This window comes from Ruegeria sp. AP11 (genome assembly GCF_056535865.1).
Window position 1 is genome coordinate 590,727 of the sequence record NZ_JBQFJB010000002.1, and the last position, 18,996, is coordinate 609,722.

Annotated in this window: 14 protein-coding genes; 4 read left to right on the plus strand and 10 right to left on the minus strand. The window is 57.6% G+C overall.

The features are described 5' to 3' along the window. Positions 1-21: 21 nt before the first annotated feature. Complete coding sequence (locus ACR3E4_RS20640) at positions 22-2,163, minus strand: alginate lyase family protein (protein WP_480531208.1); 2,142 nt, start codon at positions 2,161-2,163, stop codon at positions 22-24. Positions 2,164-2,540: 377 nt separating this feature from the next. Next, the gene (locus tag ACR3E4_RS20645) at positions 2,541-3,527 is read right to left on the minus strand and encodes an AbrB family transcriptional regulator (RefSeq protein WP_480531210.1); all 987 of its coding nucleotides are present in this window, start codon (positions 3,525-3,527) and stop codon (positions 2,541-2,543) included. A 294-nt stretch (positions 3,528-3,821) separates the two neighbouring features. On the opposite strand from ACR3E4_RS20645, the gene ACR3E4_RS20650 reads away from it, so the two are divergent. Continuing rightward, entirely contained in the window at positions 3,822-6,155 is a 2,334-nt protein-coding gene (locus tag ACR3E4_RS20650; RefSeq protein WP_480531212.1) for a fatty acid cis/trans isomerase, read from the plus strand. A gap of 12 nt (positions 6,156-6,167) precedes the next feature. Here ACR3E4_RS20650 and ACR3E4_RS20655 read toward each other — a convergent pair whose 3' ends face one another. The 3 genes from ACR3E4_RS20655 to ACR3E4_RS20665 are packed head-to-tail and all read right to left on the minus strand — an operon-like array spanning position 6,168 to position 8,978. Next, positions 6,168-7,805, minus strand: a complete 1,638-nt coding sequence (locus ACR3E4_RS20655) for an FAD-binding oxidoreductase (RefSeq protein ID WP_480531214.1) — start codon at positions 7,803-7,805, stop codon at positions 6,168-6,170. Positions 7,806-7,859: 54 nt separating this feature from the next. Beyond that, positions 7,860-8,483, minus strand: a complete 624-nt coding sequence (locus tag ACR3E4_RS20660) for a glutathione S-transferase family protein (RefSeq protein WP_480531216.1) — start codon at positions 8,481-8,483, stop codon at positions 7,860-7,862. A gap of 18 nt (positions 8,484-8,501) precedes the next feature. After that, positions 8,502-8,978, minus strand: coding sequence for a nuclear transport factor 2 family protein (locus ACR3E4_RS20665; RefSeq protein WP_480531218.1), 477 nt, complete (start codon positions 8,976-8,978; stop codon positions 8,502-8,504). 105 nt (positions 8,979-9,083) lie between these two features. Between ACR3E4_RS20665 and ACR3E4_RS20670 the strand changes: the two genes are divergently transcribed. After that, positions 9,084-9,980: a LysR family transcriptional regulator gene (locus ACR3E4_RS20670; RefSeq protein WP_480531220.1), complete on the plus strand. Its 897-nt coding sequence runs from the start codon at positions 9,084-9,086 to the stop codon at positions 9,978-9,980. 11 nt (positions 9,981-9,991) lie between these two features. On the opposite strand, the gene ACR3E4_RS20675 is transcribed toward ACR3E4_RS20670, so the two are convergent. From ACR3E4_RS20675 to ACR3E4_RS20690, 4 genes are all read right to left on the minus strand, one after another. Then, positions 9,992-12,046, minus strand: coding sequence for an adenylate/guanylate cyclase domain-containing protein (locus ACR3E4_RS20675; protein ID WP_480531222.1), 2,055 nt, complete (start codon positions 12,044-12,046; stop codon positions 9,992-9,994). Between the two features lie 154 nt (positions 12,047-12,200). Continuing rightward, entirely contained in the window at positions 12,201-14,381 is a 2,181-nt protein-coding gene (locus ACR3E4_RS20680; protein ID WP_480531224.1) for a xanthine dehydrogenase family protein molybdopterin-binding subunit, read from the minus strand. A 4-nt stretch (positions 14,382-14,385) separates the two neighbouring features. Continuing rightward, on the minus strand, positions 14,386-14,850 hold the full coding sequence (locus ACR3E4_RS20685) for a (2Fe-2S)-binding protein (RefSeq protein WP_480531226.1): 465 nt from the start codon (positions 14,848-14,850) through the stop codon (positions 14,386-14,388). Between the two features lie 4 nt (positions 14,851-14,854). Next, positions 14,855-15,127 carry a hypothetical protein gene (locus tag ACR3E4_RS20690; RefSeq protein ID WP_480531228.1) on the minus strand — a complete coding sequence of 91 codons (273 nt, stop codon included), beginning with the start codon at positions 15,125-15,127 and terminating at the stop codon, positions 14,855-14,857. Between the two features lie 160 nt (positions 15,128-15,287). Here ACR3E4_RS20690 and ACR3E4_RS20695 point away from each other — a divergent pair, with 160 nt between their 5' ends. Both ACR3E4_RS20695 and ACR3E4_RS20700 read left to right on the plus strand, forming a co-directional pair. Further along, the gene (locus ACR3E4_RS20695; RefSeq protein ID WP_480531230.1) at positions 15,288-16,175 is read left to right on the plus strand and encodes an AraC family transcriptional regulator; all 888 of its coding nucleotides are present in this window, start codon (positions 15,288-15,290) and stop codon (positions 16,173-16,175) included. A 256-nt stretch (positions 16,176-16,431) separates the two neighbouring features. Beyond that, positions 16,432-17,742 (plus strand): UDP-glucose dehydrogenase family protein, encoded by a 1,311-nt coding sequence (locus ACR3E4_RS20700; RefSeq protein ID WP_480531232.1) that lies wholly within the window; start codon positions 16,432-16,434, stop codon positions 17,740-17,742. A 215-nt stretch (positions 17,743-17,957) separates the two neighbouring features. Here ACR3E4_RS20700 and ACR3E4_RS20705 read toward each other — a convergent pair whose 3' ends face one another. Further along, on the minus strand, positions 17,958-18,839 hold the full coding sequence (locus tag ACR3E4_RS20705; RefSeq protein WP_480567205.1) for an FkbM family methyltransferase: 882 nt from the start codon (positions 18,837-18,839) through the stop codon (positions 17,958-17,960). Positions 18,840-18,996: the final 157 nt, after the last annotated feature.

Sequence of the window (18,996 nt, forward strand, 5' to 3'; positions counted from 1 at the left end):
GGCTTTATTGACTGTGTTTAATTAGCCAAGACTGTCATAGCCCCGAGCCAGCCGCCAGAAAGGCGGAATGCCGTCATGGGGATGGAAGCAGGCCGGAGCCTCCGCCGGGTGCAAAATCCCCTGACCGGTCTGCTGGCGCAGAGTGACGTCGATGGGGACCAAACGCGCGAATTCGAACGGCTCGATCTGCTCATGCGTCCAGCCTTCGACCGAATCCGTCAGTAACCGGCGCATGGCCACGATCAATCTGTCGGCTGCATCGCTGCTCCACGGTTGCAAACCGGTTCCTTCAAGCAAGTTGAAAAGGTTGATCCAGCTTTGCAGGTTGAACGCGCAATAATGCTGGGTCAGCGTGCGGGTCATTTCATGCGGTTGTTCGCCATCTTCGGTTATGCTGCCCAAAATCCGCGCCTGCGCCCGCAGGTTGATCCGCTGCAATGCCGTTGAATCCTCTAAAAATGCCGCCAGAGCAGCCGCTTGCAGGTCAAAGCACGTCCCGTGGTTATTCTTGGCCCGGGCTTCGCCCTTTCCCTGATCGCTGGACGTCAGCCACCCGAGGAAATCAGCGCACCAATCGCGCAGGCCCTGGCTGAGTTCGGCATTGTCCAGCAACCGAACTGCATCGAGGAAGAAATAGAAATCCTTGGTCTCGATCAGACCATGCGCCAGACCTTTGTCGCCCTTATGCCCCAACCGCACCTGCGCATAATCCAGATTGGGGTTCATTCTGGTTTCGGGATCGACAAACCAGGTTTTGACCAGACGTGCGGCGTGGTCCTCATAGCGGGGCTCGCCGGTAAGTCTCGCCGCCAGCGCGAGGGCGGTCGTATCATCAAGCAGCCTTTGCAATCTGGTCCGGTCAAAGCGGTCGCTTTCTGGCTCATATAGCTGCGTGCCGGGGACTCGCTCTCCATCGCGGAACACATAGGGCCGACCGTCCTTCTTCTTCGGGTCGGGCCACCAATAGGGCGACGGGTGAAAATAGTCGTGCTTGTCCCCGCTGGGTCCGGGGTCGGGCTTGTCGACTACCGAAAACGGACCCCGGGTCAGGGCGTCACTGGCTGCCAACGTCACCGCAATCAGATCGGCATCTTCCGCTGCCCCAGCCAGCGCATCAATCCGGGCTGTATCAAAAAACACTGGCGCGCCCTCAGCAACGGTATCGGCCATACGGCGCGCTTCGAGCATGTCCAAGGTGGCGCAGATCGCTTCGTTCCGGGCAAGACCGCGGTTCTTAAGGGTCTTGCCCCCAGATTGTTCCAGCTTCGCCTGCCCTGAAAACAGCCGGGCCACCCACCCAGCGTTGCCCACGCGATGGCCCTCGGCGTGGACCTTGCGCGGGGGAATATCGAAATTTTCGACCGGCCAGTCCTGCCATGGGCCAGGAATGCCCAGATGCACGAACAATTCGACCTTGGGCCGCCGCCCGTAGGGGTGCGCTTCGTCGAACTTCAGGGGGGCGTCGCATCGAAAGGCCATCTGCGGCTCTTCGTTGGCGTCAGGTTTGCTTGCGTCCGCAAGCAGATCGTCGTTGTTCTGCATCCGCGCCATGGGCACGCAAAAATACCGCTTGTCGCGCTGAGAAATAATATCGCCATGCAGCGCGTCCCAGGCGCTTTTGGTAAAATAGCAGTTCCCGTCGAAGGGCAGAGCCCATTTGGCATGCTCCAGACAGTACTCCAGCGCCTGATTGCGCGCGCCGTTGTTGTTCATCACATAGTTGTTGCGTGCCCGATAGGCCTGTGTGACCAGCTTGCCCCGGGTCTCATCATCCAGCCCATCCATTGTCCCGTCGGCAAACAAAATCGGTGAATCGAAAGGCGCGAAATCATAACCAATCGCCTGCAATTTGGCGGGATCAAACGGAATGCGCTTGTATTTCTGACTGTGTTTCTCAAGCAGGGCGATCAGTGCGGCTTCGTTCTCGGGGTCAACGATCCGGTTCAGAATCCAGAGTTTGGTACAGTCCTGCAAGTCAGGTTCGTTTTCGAGAATGAAGCGGACATTCTGCAGTGACTGCCCCGCTTTGTGGCGCGGCACCAGGTCGTTCCCGATCACGCGGCACAGCGCGAAAGTGTCGGGAGTGTCGTCAACGCGCGCTTCCTCATCGGGGTCTTGCAGCGCGGGCTTGACCGACGCCAGATTGCCGGCAAGGGCGCCCATCCGTCCAACCGACTTTTGCGGTGACGCGTTTTTGTACTTACGCACAATAAAGTAGATTGGCACCAGCACGGGCGACAGCAGAAGGATTACCGGAGACAGCAAAATCAGGATACGATTGCGTATCCGTTTACGGCGGTTTCTTTCCTGCAAAGACGGCGCAGCTTTGTGGCTTTTGCTTTTCTGGCTGGTTTTCACGTAGCGGACCTGTCTTGACTATGAATGTGCCCGATGGGCTTCCACATCGAGACCTTTGTTCCCCTTAGCCTCGAATGGAGCGGACAAGCAACCATCTGGGACGCGCACATGGAGGGTTTGGGCGTTTAACCGGACGACACCCGCGAAAAAATGGCCGCCGATTGTCAGGTTTTAAGCGCAAGCTAATTTCTGGGCTTGAAGTAACGCATGATGAGATTTGCCGCGATAGGCGCGCCGATGATGACCAATACGATCCGGATCAGGTGATGCGTGATCACAAAACCCAGATCAGCGCCCGAAACGATTGCCAGAACCGTCATTTCAGCCTGACCTCCGGGCGCGAAGGCCAGAAAGGCCTCAACCGGTTTTCCCAGACCCAAGTTGGTGACGATTGCTGTGAACACGGCAGCCAGCACCGCCAACAGAACCACATAGGCAAACCCCGCTGCCACAACCCGGCGCAGCTCAAGCCAGGTGACGCCCAGAAAGTTCACTCCGATACTGCATCCGATAAAGAACTGGGCGGCCAATATCGCTTCGCTTGGGGGGCGGGTGTGGATGAGATCGCCAAGTGACAACGCGGCCGTCAGGATCAGGGGGCCCAGAATCGAGGCTCCGATGAGCCCAATTCGCTCCCCTCCTTTCCAGCCAATCAGCGCAGCCAGAACCATCAAAACCAATTCGTGAACCGGTAAATCGCGCGCGGGTTCGCCGATCGGGTTGGACAATTGAGCGTCGTAGAAAACCGCAAGGAACAATGGCGCCAACGTGACGATGATCAGAACGCGGGTGGCGTGGATCAGGGACAAGGCGCGCGGGTCGGCGCCCGCTTCTGTGCCGAAAATGATCATGTCCTGCAAACCGCCAGGCATCGCGGCATAAAAGGCGGTCATACCGTCAAAGCCCCACATCTTGCGGAAAAACGGCACTCCGATCAGCGCGATCAGAATGATGAAGAGCGGCATCAGAAGGATCGAGGCCGCCATCTTGGGAAGTTCCGCAAAAAGGTCGGGCGTGATCGACGCACCCACCGCAACGCCCAATATCGTTCGGGCCGCAATCGAAACCTGCCCGAACCCCGCCATGGGGGCATGCGCCAATGCGGCAATCAGACAGGCAGTCATGGGGCCGAACAGGAACGGCAACGGCAGTTTCAGAAGCCAGAACACGCCGGTGCCCAAAGCTGCGCAGCCAAGAGTTACGGCCCGTTTTGTCAGAACGGATGGCGAACTGGAGAAGTTAGGCAAAAAGCAATACCCGTTATCGTCAGCGGCAATATAACCAAGTGCATTCAAATGCGCCAAATGTGCAAGCTTTCGCGCTTTGTGGATTCAGAACAGGTTTATGAAACGTTTTGTTAACCCGAAGCTGCTCGATTGGTTCTTTCAAGGGACTCGACATGGGCGCGCGCTCCGCGCCAATCTACCGAAGCAGGGAATTGCCGGTGGCCAGGTGAGGCGTCAATGTTGCAAGCACAAACGTTGTTGAAACGGATAATCGCGACAGGTTTTGCCGGTTTGCTTGTTTTTTTCTGCGATGCGGGATCGCAAGCGCAGGCCCAGACGCAGTCAACCGAAGACTGGACCGCTGTGCGTGGCGTGCTGGATCGACGTTGCGTGGTTTGTCACAGCTGCTATGACGCCCCTTGCCAGCTGAAACTGACCTCGCACGAGGGCCTTTTGCGCGGTGGCAGCAAAGAGGTGGTCTATCACACCCAACGGCTTTCGGATGCACAGCCGACAAGGTTGGGAGTGGATGCGCAATCCGTACCCGAATGGCGCAAACTTGGGTTTCATTCCGTCACGCCCCAATTGCTTGAACGCTACCTTGATCTGAGCCGTCAGAACGGTTTGGCGCCAGATGAACCGATCCCCGATACGCTTGGCCTGGCGCTTGACAGGCCCCTGGTATGTCCCACGCCAGAAGAGTTCGACGATTTCAGCCCGGCGCACCCCTTGGCTGGAATGCCCTATGCGACCGCGCCTTTGAGCGATGATGACTACACCTTGCTGACCGCATGGGCGCGTGCAGGCGCACCCACGACGTCCAAAGCCGAGGAATTGCCTGACGAGATCAAGCGCCAGATCGTTGAATGGGAAGCTTTCCTGAACGCTTCTGACCCGCGCGGCCAATTGATCAGCCGATATGTCTATGAACATCTCTTTCTGGCCCGGCTGCATTTTGAGGGCGATGTCCCCGGCCGGTTTTTTCAACTCGTGCGCTCGCGCACACCGGGGGGCGAGACCATCGATGTGATCGCCACGCGTCGCCCCTTTGACGATCCGGGCAGTGGGCCGTTCTATTATCGCCTGTTACTGGTCACCGAGACGATCGTGCATAAGGAACACCTTGTCTATCGGCTCAGCGCGGAACGGATGGAGCGGTACCAGAGCTTGTTCCTGAACGCCGATTGGACCCTCGCAGAACTGCCCGGATACGGTGAAAGCGAGGGTGGAAACCCGTTCACGACATTTGCCGCGATCCCGTCACGCAGTCGCTATCAGTTTCTGCTCGATGATGCGCTGTTCTTTGTCCGCAGTTTTATTCGCGGACCGGTTTGTCATGGTGAAACGGCTGTAGATGTAATCGAAGATCGGTTCTGGGTCAGTTTTCTGGACCCGGACGCAGATCTGTCCGTCATTGATCCCAGCTATCTTCAGGATGGAGCTGAATTTCTTGAGCTGCCCGTCTCGAACAGCGGCGGCGGGGTACTGGATCAACTGCAGGGGTTTTCGCACAACAATCAGGTGCAGTACCTCAAGTTTCGCGACGCCCGCTATGGGCAAAGTCCGGTGCATAAAACCGGGTCCGGATATGATGCCATCTGGGATGGCGATGGCTCAAACCCAAATGCGCTGATCACCGTGTTTCGCCATTTCGACAACGCCTCTGCCATGACCGGGTTTCATGGAACCATTCCCGAAACCGCCTGGGTGCTCGATTATCCGATTTTTGAGCGTATCTACTATGACCTCGTGGCCGGATACGACGTTTTTGGACGGGTCGAGCATCAGCTTTCGACACGGCTTTATATGGACGAGCTGCGCATGGAGGGCGAGGATACGTTTCTGTTTTTTATGCCACAGGACGTGCGGCCAGAGATGCACAAAAGCTGGTACAAAGGGATACTCAGCGAGATCCACACCTATTGGCATCGCCGCCGAGTTGACGACAGTTTTCCCACTGCGATTGCATATGAAACCGATACCCCGAAGCAAGAGTTCCTGCTGAACCTGCTTCAGCGTGGTGCCGGGCTTTGGCCTCTGACAGACCCAATCAACAGGTGCGAAGGGCCGGGCTGTGCCCTGGCTGCAAACGCCTCAGACCCGGCGCAACATTTACGTGCGCTCGCAAACCAAACGGGGGATTGGGTGCAATTCCTGCCTGATCTGTCGATCCTTGTTGTGAGCGATAAAGCCAACGAACCGCAGATGTTCACGCTGATCCACGACAAGGCCCATGACAATGTGGCCTTTCTGTTTGATGAGGCCGCGCGGCGCGAGCCGCGATCAGATATCTTGACCATCATGCCCGGACTGATCGGCAGTTATCCGAACTTCTTTTTCACCGTCGAGCGGGATCAACTGGACAGTTTTGTGCACGCTCTGAAAGCAGTGAAAACCGGCACGGATTGGATGCAATTGGTCTCGGCCTTCGGGATACGGCGTACTAGCCCTGATTTCTGGTCCGTCAGCGATCAGGTGCAGGACGCGTTGATCCGTCAGGATGCGGTTCAGGCCGGAATTCTGGATCTCAATCGGTATAAGGACCCCAGGCTAGGCGATGACCCGACCTGATCGAAGAGGGTTTCATTGCCCCTGTGGTCCGAATATCTCGTATGAGATATTCTGCGCTGAAACACCCAGCGCCTCCAACCCGGTTTTGATATCTGATAAGAAAGGGCCCGGTCCGCAAAGCAGATAAAGCGCATCCGGTCCGGTATTCAGATCAATCAGCGCTTGCGGCGTAATGCGCCCACGGCTCTGATAATCTACCCCCGGCACATCGGTCGCGGCAGGTTTGCTGTAGAAAATCCTGGCCTGCGCGTCTGGTATTTGCGCAATGAGTTGCGAGACTTCATCACGCAGAGCATGTTCAGAACCATTTCTGGCCCCATGAACAAACCACAGCGGGTGTTCGCGCCCCTCCGCCAAAGCGCTATGTAGCATGGCCATCATAGGCGTCACACCGACCCCTGCACTGACCAGCACCGCGGGCTGATCGCTTTGCGGCAAGGTGAAATCACCGGCAGGCTCTGAGGCGATGATCTCGGCCCCTTCTTGCAATGCGTCATGCAGGAAGCGGGATACCACACCCTTGGGCTCACGTTTTATGGTCAGGCGATAGCGGTCGGTCGCACCTGGGTCACCGGACAGCGAATAGCTGCGCGATATCGCTTCGGCCCGCCCCGGGAGAGTGACTGAGATGGGAAGATGCTGCCCGGCGGCAAACGGCCAGACCTCCTTTCCATCCGTCGGGCTGAGATGGAACGAAGCGATGCCTTGCGCCTCAGCAACGCGGCGCGTGAGTTTGAACCGGCGGGTCTGATCCTTCCTGGACCAACGCAGCGCAAGCGCATTCGGGCGCTCGATCACGGCCTCGACCGTCACGTCGATCATGCGCCAGGCGTCATCATCGTTGGCATCGGTTGGATGCCAATCGATATTGGCGCGGCCGGTAACATGCAAAAGGCTGCCGGTTTCGAAATCGACAAAGACCAATCCGACCCGCGGGTCGGTAATCAGATTACCGATGGTATTGAAGAAATTGTTGCCCGCGTAATCCGGTATCCGCAGATGGCGCGCGTCTTTGATCTGTACAAACCCCGGTGCGCCACCGCGATGTGAGGCATCAAACCCACGCGAGGGCGTGTCAGCACCTTGCTGATGCCCTGACCCAATGAACATCGTCTCGGATCGGGCAATCAGGTCAATCTGGTCCGGGGTCAACATTTCTGAGTGCTTCGCCGGGCCGGCTTGGTTGTCTACCCGGCGCCAGACACGCTCGTGAATATACTGCGGGCAATTGCCGAAAGTCTGCCGGATATCGACCACATAGCCACCATTTGCCGACCGTATATGTCCACTCAGACGGTTGCGGCGACGGTTGGATAGCTCGATCCCGACAAGACCCACATCGGTTCCCGCCGCAAAAACCCCGGACAACGGGTCCTGCGCGTGAAGGGCTGTATCCAGCGTCAGGGTTTGTGGGTCCGGAGAGCGGATGAACCCTTCGGGACCGTCGACCAATGTCACCCATGTCGCACCAGAACTGTCCCGTCCGGACAGGATCAGAAATGGCAGCGAAGCGTAGAAGTCCCGGTGTTGGTCAGGCATGTAATCCCGGATAAACCCGCTGGCCCATTTCGAGATATCGCCAACGCCCGCGCGCTCTTGTGCCGCGCGTTCACCTGCGTGAAAGGGAGTGTTTTCTGCTTTCTGATCCATGTCACCAATCCTCCTGAAGGGAGAGGTCAGTGCCTGGGCACTGACCTTTGGGTGTCAGGCAAGCTCGGGGATGGGCGAGGTTGCCATGCCGACGAAACCGGGTTGCGATTCAATCCGGGTCAGCCAGTTGCGAACGTTGGGATAAGGCGCCAGATCCACGCCGCCTTCTGGGGCATGCGCGATATAGCTGTAGCCCGCTACATCGGCGATAGTGATTGTATCGGCGGCCAGCCAGTCGCGGCCATCCAGATGCGCCTCCATCACATTGAACAGAGCATGGGCTTTGGCCACCGCCGCACCATGATCCAGCGGCACGCCGAAAACCTTGACCAGACGGGCCGCGCAGGGGCCGGAATAGACGTTATCCGCCGCGACCGTCAGCCAGCGTTGAACTTCGGCGGCGGTTTTAGGATCTGTCGGCATCCAATGCGCATCTTTCGCGTAGGTCTGCACCAGATACACAAGGATCGCGTTGGAATCCGCCAGCGTGTACCCGCCATCGTCAATCGCGGGCACCAGACCGAACGGGCTGATCTTCAGATAGTCCGGTGCTTTATGCGCACCATTGGCCATGTCGAGATCGATGGTCTCGTAAGGAAGACCCAGCAGCGCCAGCATCAATTCAACCCGGTGGCAGTGGCCGGATTTGGGATTACGGTAGAGTTTGATCGGTGTCATCGTGGTATCCAGTTCTGGTTAGAGGCCCAAATCGCTCAGGCCGGGATGGTCGTCAGGGCGGCGGCCCAGAGGCCAGCGGAATTTCCTGTCTTCTTCCGCTATCGGAAGCTCGTTGATCGAGGCATGGCGATGGGCCATGTAGCCATTTTCGTCGAATTCCCAGTTCTCGTTGCCGTAAGCGCGGAACCAGTTGCCGCTGTCGTCGTGGTATTCATAGGCGTAGCGCACCGCGATCCGGTTGCCGGCAAAGGCCCACAGCTCTTTGATCAGGCGATAGTCCAGTTCCTTGTTCCACTTGCGGGTCAGGAACTCCTGCACCTGCTCACGGCCTTTTGGGAACTCGGCGCGGTTGCGCCATTCGGTATCGGGCGTATAGGCCAGCGCAACCTTGGCAGGGTCGCGGCCATTCCAGCCATCCTCGGCCAATCGCACCTTGAGCTTGGCGGTTTCCTCGGTGAAAGGCGGGACGGGTTGACGTGGTGGTTCTGCGTTCATGATCAAATCCAATTCGAGGTGAACCTGTTGCCAAACAGCTAGTTTACGTTGTCGAACAAAGGAATATACTCTGTTGGAAAGTCATTATTTCAGGAATTGATGATAATGGACCGCCTCCAGACCCTTGAAGTGTTCATCGCCGTTGCCGATGCGGAAAGCTTTGCAGGTGGCGCGCGCAAGCTGGGGCTCAGCGCACCTTCGGCGACCCGGGGGGTCAACGCACTTGAAGAGCGGTTGGGCGCGCGCCTGTTCACGCGCACGACCCGCCGGGTGCGTCTAACCGAGGTCGGCCATGCCTATCTGGAAGACGCGCGACACATATTGGCGCAGTTGCAGGCTGCAGATGATGCGGCGCGCGGTGCGGCGTCCAATCCGGTCGGCCAGTTGCGCATTACCTGCCCGAACGAGTTCGGGCGCATTCACGTTGCGCCCATCCTGACCGATTTTCTGGATCAGCAACCCGGGATGACCGCTGATGTCCTGATGCTCGACCGCGTGGTGGATCTTGTCGAGGAAGGCATTGATCTGGCGGTGCGCATTGGCGAATTGCCATCCTCGGGGTTAACCGCCGTGCGGGTCGGGCATGTGCGCCGAATGATCTGCGGGGCACCCTCTTATTTCGACACGCACGGCGTGCCGGACACCCCGTCCGATTTGCAATCGCACCAGATCGTATCCGCCGCTGGCATAAGCCCCGTGACCGACTGGCGGTTCGGCCTCGACCAGCAAGAGACGGTGCGTATCAAGCCCCGCCTGATGGTCAGCAGCGTGGCGGCAGCGATATCGGTTGCGCGTCAGGGCTGGGGCTTATGCCGGGTGCTGTCCTATCAGATCGGACCGGATCTTGAGGCTGGCACACTGCAATCGGTTCTGGACACCTACGAGCCGTCCCCGCTGCCTGTCCATCTGGTTCATGTCGAGGGCCGACGAGCCCCCGCAAAAACCCGCGCTTTCATCGACTTCGCCAAGCAGAGGCTGCGATCAGTCCCAGTACTGAAGTAGTCCGACAGGTGTTATTTTTCCGTATTCGTGACGGCATGCCAATCCTGCGCTGGCGGGTTCTCGAGCAATGTCCGGGCACGTGCCTTCATCACGACTGATGCCGGGTCACCGTTTCGCGCCCGGTCAGCGGCATCAAAAGCCGCTACAGCCTGTTCAAACCGCATGGCCCGATAATGCGCAAGTCCCTGTTCATAGGACTCGATCCAGGCCATGGAACCGTCGAAATCGTCAGACATCGCGATCAGCTCGTAGACCACCAGCTCTTTGCTGCGCCCGAACACCGTCAGCGTATCCAGTTCGCGCACGACGATGGTATCCCCAGCCTCCTGCCGGGTCTCGGGACCAATCAGGATCATCGTGCCGTATTCCTTGTTCGCCCCTTCCAGACGGCTGGCAACATTCACAACATCACCGATCGCGGTGTAATTCAGTCGTTGTTCGGATCCGATGTTCCCGACCAAAGCCTCACCGCTGTTCAACCCGATCCGCACGCGTAACGGGTTGCCAGCCTCGTCCTCGATACCCGCCGCCTTGACCGCCGCCACAAGATCAAGCGCGGCACAGCACGCGTTCTGGGCATGACAGTCATCCTTGCGTGGCGCGCCCCAGAACGCCATCACGGCGTCGCCCATGAATTTGTCGATGGTGCCGTCATGGCGCGCAATCGCAGCCGATGCCGCACTGAAGAACGGCTCCATCAGTTCGACAATTTGGGGCCCAAGTTTTTCGGACAGCCCAGTGAAACCGGCGACGTCGCAAAACAGGACCGAGATCGGCTTAATATCACCACCCGGTTCGGTCTTGATGCCCTCGGCAACCAGCATTCGCACCAGATCCGTCGGGACATATTTCCGGAACGCTGACAGACCCGCCGCCATGCTGGCCGTGGCCGCCGAAAGGTTTGCAAGCTCAGACAGTCTTGAGGGTCTGCGCGAGATGCGCTCGACATCAAAACGTTCGATCTTGCTGAGGTCTTCGGCGATTTGTGCCAATGGGTTCGCAACCACTCGACGTACCAGCCAGATCGCCAGCCCGGTGGCAACCACAACAACGCCGACCAGAATATAGAGAAGGTTTATCAAAGTCTTGTCGATCCCCGACAAGAAAGCGGATTCCGGGATGACCGTGGCCACCCGCCAGCCGTAGAACCCCAATGGTGTCAAGGCCACTGCATAGGGCACGCCGTCGATCACGATCCGCGTGGTCTGGCTGCCAGCCGTGTTTGCCGCGCGATCACCCAATAGCTTCTCGCCCGAGATCATGGCGACCTCGTACAACTCTCCTTCACCCATGCGCGCCGGGGTGGTTTCATCGGCATCAGCATCGGGAACGGCGATAACTTTGCCGTCTGCGTCGAGTATGAAAGCTGCGCCAAACTCACCGGGATGCAGCGTCGCCAGAAAGCGCGACAACCGGTCCGTTTCGATGGCAACCGCAAGCACGCCCTGCCGCCTGCGATTGACATCGACCGGACCGGCAAAGGCATAAACAGTCTTTTCATTGCCCGGCAGGCCGTGCGCCTCGATCCACCCCTGCGAGCTCATATTCAGGAAGTTGCCGTACCACGCATGTTCGCGCGGATCATAGGATGTCTCGGTAAAGCTCCGTTCTTCGAACTGGATATCCCCCGGAATGAAGATATAGCGGTCTTTCCGCAACATACGGTCGCGGATATTCTTGTCGATCTCGATCATCTCAAGCCCGCCGTCCCCAAGACGGTGCGAAGCAAAGAAATTCCCGTCCGGCCAACCGAAGAAAATCCATGAAATGTTGGGTTGCGCCTGCAGTTGCGATAGAAAGACAAACTCGCGCTTGTCGGCCTGACGTGTACCGATGACATTCTGGACAAAGATCGTGCGCACAGCAGCCCAGGCGGCCTCGGCTGATCTGAGTGTCACGCCGACCTCAATGCGAACCGTGTTTGCAATCTGGGTGTTGATCTCGGCGGCAAGCATGCGGCTGTTATCGCGCGCCGTCGTCCACCACAGCGAGTGGACGATGAACGTCGAGACCCCAATGGACAGGGCAACCAGCATTGAGACAGCGATGCCGACGCTAACCCGCATGAACGCTCCGAAAACTATGGCCGTTGACGCAGTATTGGATTGAGACGGTGATCAGCGCAAAGGATAGTTTGCTGCAACGCCGAAAAATCACGCAAGTGTTAGGGCTGCGTCAGCCGCGTGGTATCGCCGAATAAACCGGCGTTACCGTTTTTGATCAAGCGAACGAAACTCCGTTTTCGTTCATTGGCAATTCTGAAACCCGGAGATCCAGCTCGGCAATCGCATTGGCCAAAGCAGGCGCCGCGGGCGGTGTTCCGGGCTCACCAACACCAGTCGGGGCCTCTGCCGAAGGTACGATGTGGGTCTCGATCGACTGGATGTCCGAGATCCGCAGCGGCTCGTAATCCGGGAAGTTGGATTGTTCGACCGCACCACCGTCCAATGTGATCTGATCGCGCATCGCGTGCCCGATGCCATAGCCGATACCGCCTTCGATCTGCGCCTTGATCACATCCGGGTTGACCGCGATACCGCAATCGACGGCTGCGGTGACCTTTTCGATACGGATGCCGTCCTCAACGCTGCCCGAGATTTCGACCACTTCGGCCACATAAGACCCGAATGATTTGTGCACAGCGACACCCTGCACATTGCCCGGTTGCGGGTTGCCCCAGTTGCCTTTCTCGGCCGCCAGTTTCAAAACCCCCGCCTTGCGCGCCTGATCCTTGTCATCGCCCTGCAGATAGCTCAGCCGGAACGCGACCGGATCCTGGCCGACCGCCTTGGCCGCCATGTCCATCATGACCTCCATGACATAACCGGTGTGGGTATGCCCGACCGAGCGCCACCACAGAACCGAGGTCGCCTTTTTCGTGTCGGTCAGGCCAACCGCCATGCCCGGAATGGCATAGGGACTGTCCGCCAACCCTTCGACGCTGGAATGATCAATTCCGTCATGCACAAGAACCGCCTCGAATGGGGTGCCTTTGATGACGGGCTGACCGGCGACCTGATGCAGCCAGCCGACGATGGCCCCGGTATCGTCCAGCCCGACCCGAACTTTGTGGCCAAAGGCCGGGCGGTAGTAACCGCCCCGGATGTCGTCTTCGCGATCCCAAACCAGTTTGACCGGGCGCGAACGGTCGGTCAGCGCAAAGGCCAATGCTGCCTCGACTTGATAATCCGCATCCGGCGTTGCGCGACGCCCGAATGAACCTCCGGCCAGCATCGTGTTGATGTGGATCTTCTCGGCAGGAAGGCCAAAGATCTGCTGATAGGCCATGTGCGGACCTGTCGGCATCTGCGCACCATCATGCAGCACGATATCCCCATCCGCAGTTTGTTCGATGGTGCAATTCAAAGGCTCCATCGGGGCGTGCGCCAGCAGCGGGAAGTAGAAGGTCTTTTCCACAACTGTAGCCGCCCCATCCACAGCAGCCGCCACCGTTGCCTGATCGGCTTTGTTGACATTGTAGACCGGCGCGGCATCCAGCGCCGCCATGATCTCGTCCCGGATTTCCTGCGACGAGCGGGTCTCGGCGGCGGACAGGTCCCACTCGACCTGCAAGGCTTCGCGCGCCTGCATCGCGGCCCAGGTGTTCTCGGCATACACCGCAACACCGTGCTTGGTCGGCAGGGTCCGGGCCATGATGAAGCCCTTAATGTCTTTGGCGGCACTATCATCAAAGCCAGCAACAGTGCCTCCGCGCTGAGGGGTACGCTTGACCATTACGACCATCTGGGTGTCCAGTTGCACGTCCATCGCAAATTTAGCGGTGCCGTTGATCTTGACCGGGCTGTCTTTGCGACGCGTCTTGGGGTTGCCGATGATCTTCCATTCGGACGGATCACGCAGGCGCGGCGTTTCGGAGGGCGTAAAACTGGCAGCAGCCGCAACGAATTCTCCCAAAGGAGCGGACTTAGCTGCCCCCGTAATCAGGCCCTCCTGAATATCCAGAGAAGATGGGTCGACCCCCCAGGTCTCAGCCGCAGCTTTGATCAGCATCTCGCGGGCATTGGCACCGGCAGTCCGGTATTGCACCCAGGAATTCGCCATCGCGGTGGATCCACCCGTGCCTTGAAACGGGCCAAACAGAATGTTGTTGTACACATTCGGATCAGAAGGCGCGAATTCATAGCCGATCTGATCCATAGTGACACCCAGTTCCTCGGCGATCAGCGAGGTCAGACCGGTGGCAGGCCCCTGCCCTTTTTCAAAATGCTTGACGATGGCTATGACGTTGCCGTCACTGTCGATCTTGACGAAGGGATTCAGCATCGCGTCGACCTGACCAGATGCGGCCATGGTGCCATCAGCGTTTGCACCAACATACAGAACCGCCCCGGCGGCAGCAGCTGATTTCAGAAACCCGCGGCGGGAAAGTGTGGCTGTCATGATCTCAGGCCTCCAGAATTTCGGATGCGCGCAGAACACCGGCGCGGATACGTTGATAGGTGGCGCAACGGCAGGCGTTTCCGTGCATGTAGTCATCGACCTCTGCCGCCGTGGGCTTGGCATTTTCGCGCAGCAAGCCCACCGCATTCATAATCTGACCGGACTGGCAATAACCGCACTGGACCACGTCCAGTTCAAGCCATGCCTGCTGCACGGCTGCACCGATCTTGTCCTGATCGATCACTTCTATGGTGGTGATTTCGGCGTCTTCGACATCTTCGATATAAGTCTGGCAGGACCGGATCGGTTCACCGTTCATATGAACAGTGCAGGCCCCGCAGGATGCGACACCGCAACCGAATTTCGTTCCGGTCAGCTTCAACTCATCCCGGATCACCCACAAAAGCGGGGTGCCCGGTTCGGCCTCGACGCTGTGCGTCTGGCCATTCAGTTTCAGTTCAATCGCCATGGCTTCAAGGTCTCTCTTTTGGCAAGTGGTTGGTTTGTTCGAATTCCGGGAAAACGTCGGGGAGGCCTCGCCTACCGCCGGTCAGTGCGAAACCGGCGCTGGCTACATCCGTTGTCACGGGAATGGCCCTCATACCCTTGTGTCGCAGACCTTCGAGACGCAAAGCCGTTTGCATCAGCTTGTTTCTGAGAAATTCAGCCAGCGTGATACATTGACCGGATTTGGCAACACGCTGGTCTGCCAAAAGGCCAATTCTCGTGACCGCCTTATTGTACATGACACCCTCCCGCGATTAGCTTCCGTTAAAGGTAATGCTCTGAGAGGCGATTGCGCTGCCTTATCCTCCGAATGATCTGCCTAATTCTCCGACAAGCCTTGGAAGAGTGTTTTCAGTCAACGCGAAACCGCTATATTTTCAAGGAGCAGGAGGGATTTTGATGGTACCCGATAATCTGGTGGCGGAGGTTTTCGCACAGGTACGCTCGAAAGACGCAATGGGTGTCGGGTGCGAAACCGGCGTCAAAGGATTTTATGCGTTTTGCAATGATCAAACGACCGAATGTTCCGCCGGTTTCTACGAGCCTGTCATGTGCCTGGTCCTTCAGGGTGCAAAAGAAGCGCATATCGGCGGGCGCGTCATCCGCTATAGTGCGGGCGATACGCTGATCGTCAGCCACGCTGTGCCTGTCGAAGCGGCGGTGATCAAAGCCAGCGCCGATGAACCATATGCCGCGTTGGCCCTGACACTCGACCTTGCACTGGTCCGCAGTCTTGTGGACGAGATCGGAGACATCGAGGACGGTGAGGCACAGACGCTGAATGTCGCCGCCTCGGATCAGGCGTTGATGGATGCTGTCGCGCGCCTTTATCGTCTGTCTCACGATCCGGTAGAGGCCTGCGCTCTTGCGCCGCTGGTTCTGAAAGAGATCCATTTCCGCCTTCTGCGCGCCCGTCACGGGGGTATGCTGCGGCAGCTATTGCGGCATGAAAGTCCCGCAAGCCGTATCTCAAAGACCATCGCCTTTATTCGCAGCAACTATAAGAACAGCATCCCTGTCGCTGATCTGGCGCATGAATCGGGAATGAGCCTTTCGGCCTTTCACGAGCATTTCAAGGCCGTCACCTCGACAACCCCGTTGCAATATCAGAAGGAACTGCGCCTGCTCGAGGCGCGCCGGTTGCTGCAATCGGGAAACAGCTCGGTCGCATCAGCCGCTTATGATGTGGGATATGAAAGCCCAACGCAGTTTAGCCGCGAGTATTCGCGCAAATTCGGGCTGTCTCCCAGCGATCAGAAATCTAATCGGACGCTTTTGGCGGGTTGATGCCTGCCAGACGGTTTATCTGTCTTCAGTTTTCATGTTGCCAGGTGTTATGCGGTGTGCTGAGGGGCCACCTGGCACTAAAACTACGGCAGTTTGGGCAATTGCCTGCGGTCCTGACAAAATCGCCTTGAACACCGTCACGTTAAGCGCATATTCGGTCATCGAAGATGAATAGGCCCCATGCCGAAGGGGCAAGCTCGCCCATCACACCAGACAGGTACCGGGTGTTTTCTGATCGAAGAAAAGGATTTGAAGAATGCGTATTGCAATGATTGGCACAGGATATGTCGGGCTGGTTTCCGGCGTCTGCTTTTCCGACTTTGGCCATGATGTGATCTGCGTTGATAAATCCGAACGCAAAATAGAAATGTTGCAAGCCGGTGAGGTTCCGATCTACGAACCCGGGCTTGATGTTTTGATGGCCAAGAACGTGTCCGCCGGGCGCCTGAGCTTTAGCACCGATCTGGCCAGTGCCGTGGATGGGGCCGATGCGGTGTTCATCGCCGTAGGCACTCCTACGCGGCGCGGCGATGGCCATGCTGATCTGACCTATGTAATGGCTGCGGCAGAAGAGATCGCGCATGCGATCACCGATTATACAGTCGTTGTCACCAAATCGACCGTTCCGGTTGGCACCAACCGCAAGGTCCAATCGGTGGTCGCAGCGGCCAATCCGAAGGCTGAATTCGACGTGGCCTCGAACCCCGAGTTCCTGCGTGAAGGGGCAGCAATTGACGACTTCATGCGCCCGGACCGCGTGGTTGTTGGTGTCGAAAGCGAGCGCGCCGCCGAGGTTATGGCCGAGATCTACCGCCCTCTATATCTGCGCGATTTCCCGATCCTGACCACCGATCTGGAAAGTGCCGAAATGATCAAATACGCGGCCAACGCCTTTCTGGCGACCAAGATCACGTTCATCAATGAAATAGCGGGCCTGTGCGAACGCGCCGGTGGTGATGTCAAAGAGGTCGCACGCGGCATCGGGCTGGACGGACGCATTGGCAACAAGTTCCTGCACGCAGGCCCCGGTTATGGCGGCTCGTGCTTTCCAAAAGACACTGCTGCGCTGGCCCGGATCGGACAGGATCACGCCTATCCGATGCAGATCACCGAAACTGTCATGCGCGTCAATGACGAAGTAAAGAAGCGTATGATCGACAAAATCCGCGAGGCCTGCAATGACAGCTTTAATGGCAAGACCGTTGCCGTACTCGGAGTTACCTTCAAACCCAATACAGACGACATGCGCGATGCGCCTTCGCTGACAATTGTCCCTGCCCTTATCGGCGGTGGTGCCCGCGTGCGCGTGGTTGACCCTCAGGGCCGGTCCGAGGGTGAAGAGCTGCTGCCCGGCGTCAACTGGATGGATGATCCGTATGAAGCGGCGAAAGATGCTGATGCAATTGTGTTGCTTACTGAATGGAACGAGTTCCGCGCGCTGAATCTGAGCGACCTGGCGGAGACGATGAAATCCGCCCGGATGGTCGACCTGCGTAACATCTATTCCTCGGCCATGGTGCTGGGCGCGGGCTTTGACAGCTATGTCGGCGTTGGCAGTACGGTCTGATATTACGAGATTTCTCGCGAAACCTGAATTGGAGGCTGAATTCTGGCTCTATAACAAAATGTGGAGCCAACGGTTTCTTATGACGTGGTGATCTGGCGTTAAATTCAGGGCCATGCGGCGCTGCTGTTTGGGCTTGGTGCGTTTTTCGCGCTATTGGCAGCTTCGTGAAAGCAAACCAACCCGCAGCGAAATACTCGTTGGCTTGGCGCCCATGGTCAGCCGCGCGTTTGGTCTGGTGGGATCAACGCAAAATACTGGTCGACAAGCGTTCCTTCGATCTTTCCCCGCTCGACCAACTTATCCAGAGCATACAGCGCCAAATCATGGCTGGTCATGATCGCATCCGCGATCACCGCCAGTTTTTTCAATTGCTCGTCGCTGTAAGTTTCTACCTCGCGCAAATCGCGCACAAAGAATGCGTCGCCATCTACTACCTGCGCGAACTGATTTCGCCGCAGGCGCTTTCGAAACCGGCGGGCGAGACAGACATGCTTTAGGCTGACAAAGCGCAGAAATTCAAATCCCTGGTGGGTCAATTCGGCCTCAAGCGCACCATATCGTGGCTCATCTTTGTAGATCGGGAACATTCGCACTTCGGTCTGCACCGCGCAGGCTTGCGACAACTTGCTGCGCCCGTACTCCAGAATAGTCGTTTCACTGCCTTGCACGTCTATTTTTAGGAAATCGACCTGCGGAACCTCCTCAACATGGTCCAGCTTGTGCGTCCGCATTGCTTCAGTCCCGGTTTTCCGCATACCCGCACTGAAACCCAGATAGTTCGCGCTTTTGATATCGGCTTCAAAAACAGACGTAAAGCCTTGCGAGGCGAACAGATGCAGCGTCTGCTCGCTGCCATTCCCCAAGGCGTAAGGCAGATAGGTCTCCGCCTGTGACTTCTGCGCATTCAGGGCATCCAGCGCATGCAACTGTGGTTCAAACCCGACGACTTGGGCGAACCCGTGATTCAGCAATGACTGATATGACACCTCTCCTTCAATGAGAGGATTTGCGCCGATGTCCAAAACATAAATCGGCGAGCTTAGATGCAATCCGTCTACCAACTGGGTCATGCGTTCTATGGTCTGCGTTTTGCTCACAGTGCGTTGCCGTAGTTAGATAGATATCGCGTCACCATACTCACGCAGTTGTCCCTAGTACAATGGTTCATCCCGTGAATGCTGTGATGTTTGAAGGATTTAATGTTTGAGTTGGAGCGCTTACCGATAGGACCATTGATCTAGCGCAAACAGCGGA

Excerpts from the sequence above, each read along its gene's own strand:
- ACR3E4_RS20640 (WP_480531208.1), bottom strand. The coding sequence starts at position 2,163 with ATGGGCGCCCTTGCCGGCAATCTGGCGTCGGTCAAGCCCGCGCTGCAA.
- ACR3E4_RS20650 (WP_480531212.1), top strand. The coding sequence starts at position 3,822 with ATGTTGCAAGCACAAACGTTGTTGAAACGGATAATCGCGACAGGTTTT.
- ACR3E4_RS20655 (WP_480531214.1), bottom strand. The coding sequence starts at position 7,805 with ATGGATCAGAAAGCAGAAAACACTCCCTTTCACGCAGGTGAACGCGCG.
- ACR3E4_RS20660 (WP_480531216.1), bottom strand. The coding sequence starts at position 8,483 with ATGACACCGATCAAACTCTACCGTAATCCCAAATCCGGCCACTGCCAC.
- ACR3E4_RS20665 (WP_480531218.1), bottom strand. The coding sequence starts at position 8,978 with ATGAACGCAGAACCACCACGTCAACCCGTCCCGCCTTTCACCGAGGAA.
- ACR3E4_RS20670 (WP_480531220.1), top strand. The coding sequence starts at position 9,084 with ATGGACCGCCTCCAGACCCTTGAAGTGTTCATCGCCGTTGCCGATGCG.
- ACR3E4_RS20675 (WP_480531222.1), bottom strand. The coding sequence starts at position 12,046 with ATGCGGGTTAGCGTCGGCATCGCTGTCTCAATGCTGGTTGCCCTGTCC.
- ACR3E4_RS20680 (WP_480531224.1), bottom strand. The coding sequence starts at position 14,381 with ATGACAGCCACACTTTCCCGCCGCGGGTTTCTGAAATCAGCTGCTGCC.
- ACR3E4_RS20685 (WP_480531226.1), bottom strand. The coding sequence starts at position 14,850 with ATGGCGATTGAACTGAAACTGAATGGCCAGACGCACAGCGTCGAGGCC.
- ACR3E4_RS20690 (WP_480531228.1), bottom strand. The coding sequence starts at position 15,127 with ATGTACAATAAGGCGGTCACGAGAATTGGCCTTTTGGCAGACCAGCGT.
- ACR3E4_RS20695 (WP_480531230.1), top strand. The coding sequence starts at position 15,288 with ATGGTACCCGATAATCTGGTGGCGGAGGTTTTCGCACAGGTACGCTCG.
- ACR3E4_RS20700 (WP_480531232.1), top strand. The coding sequence starts at position 16,432 with ATGCGTATTGCAATGATTGGCACAGGATATGTCGGGCTGGTTTCCGGC.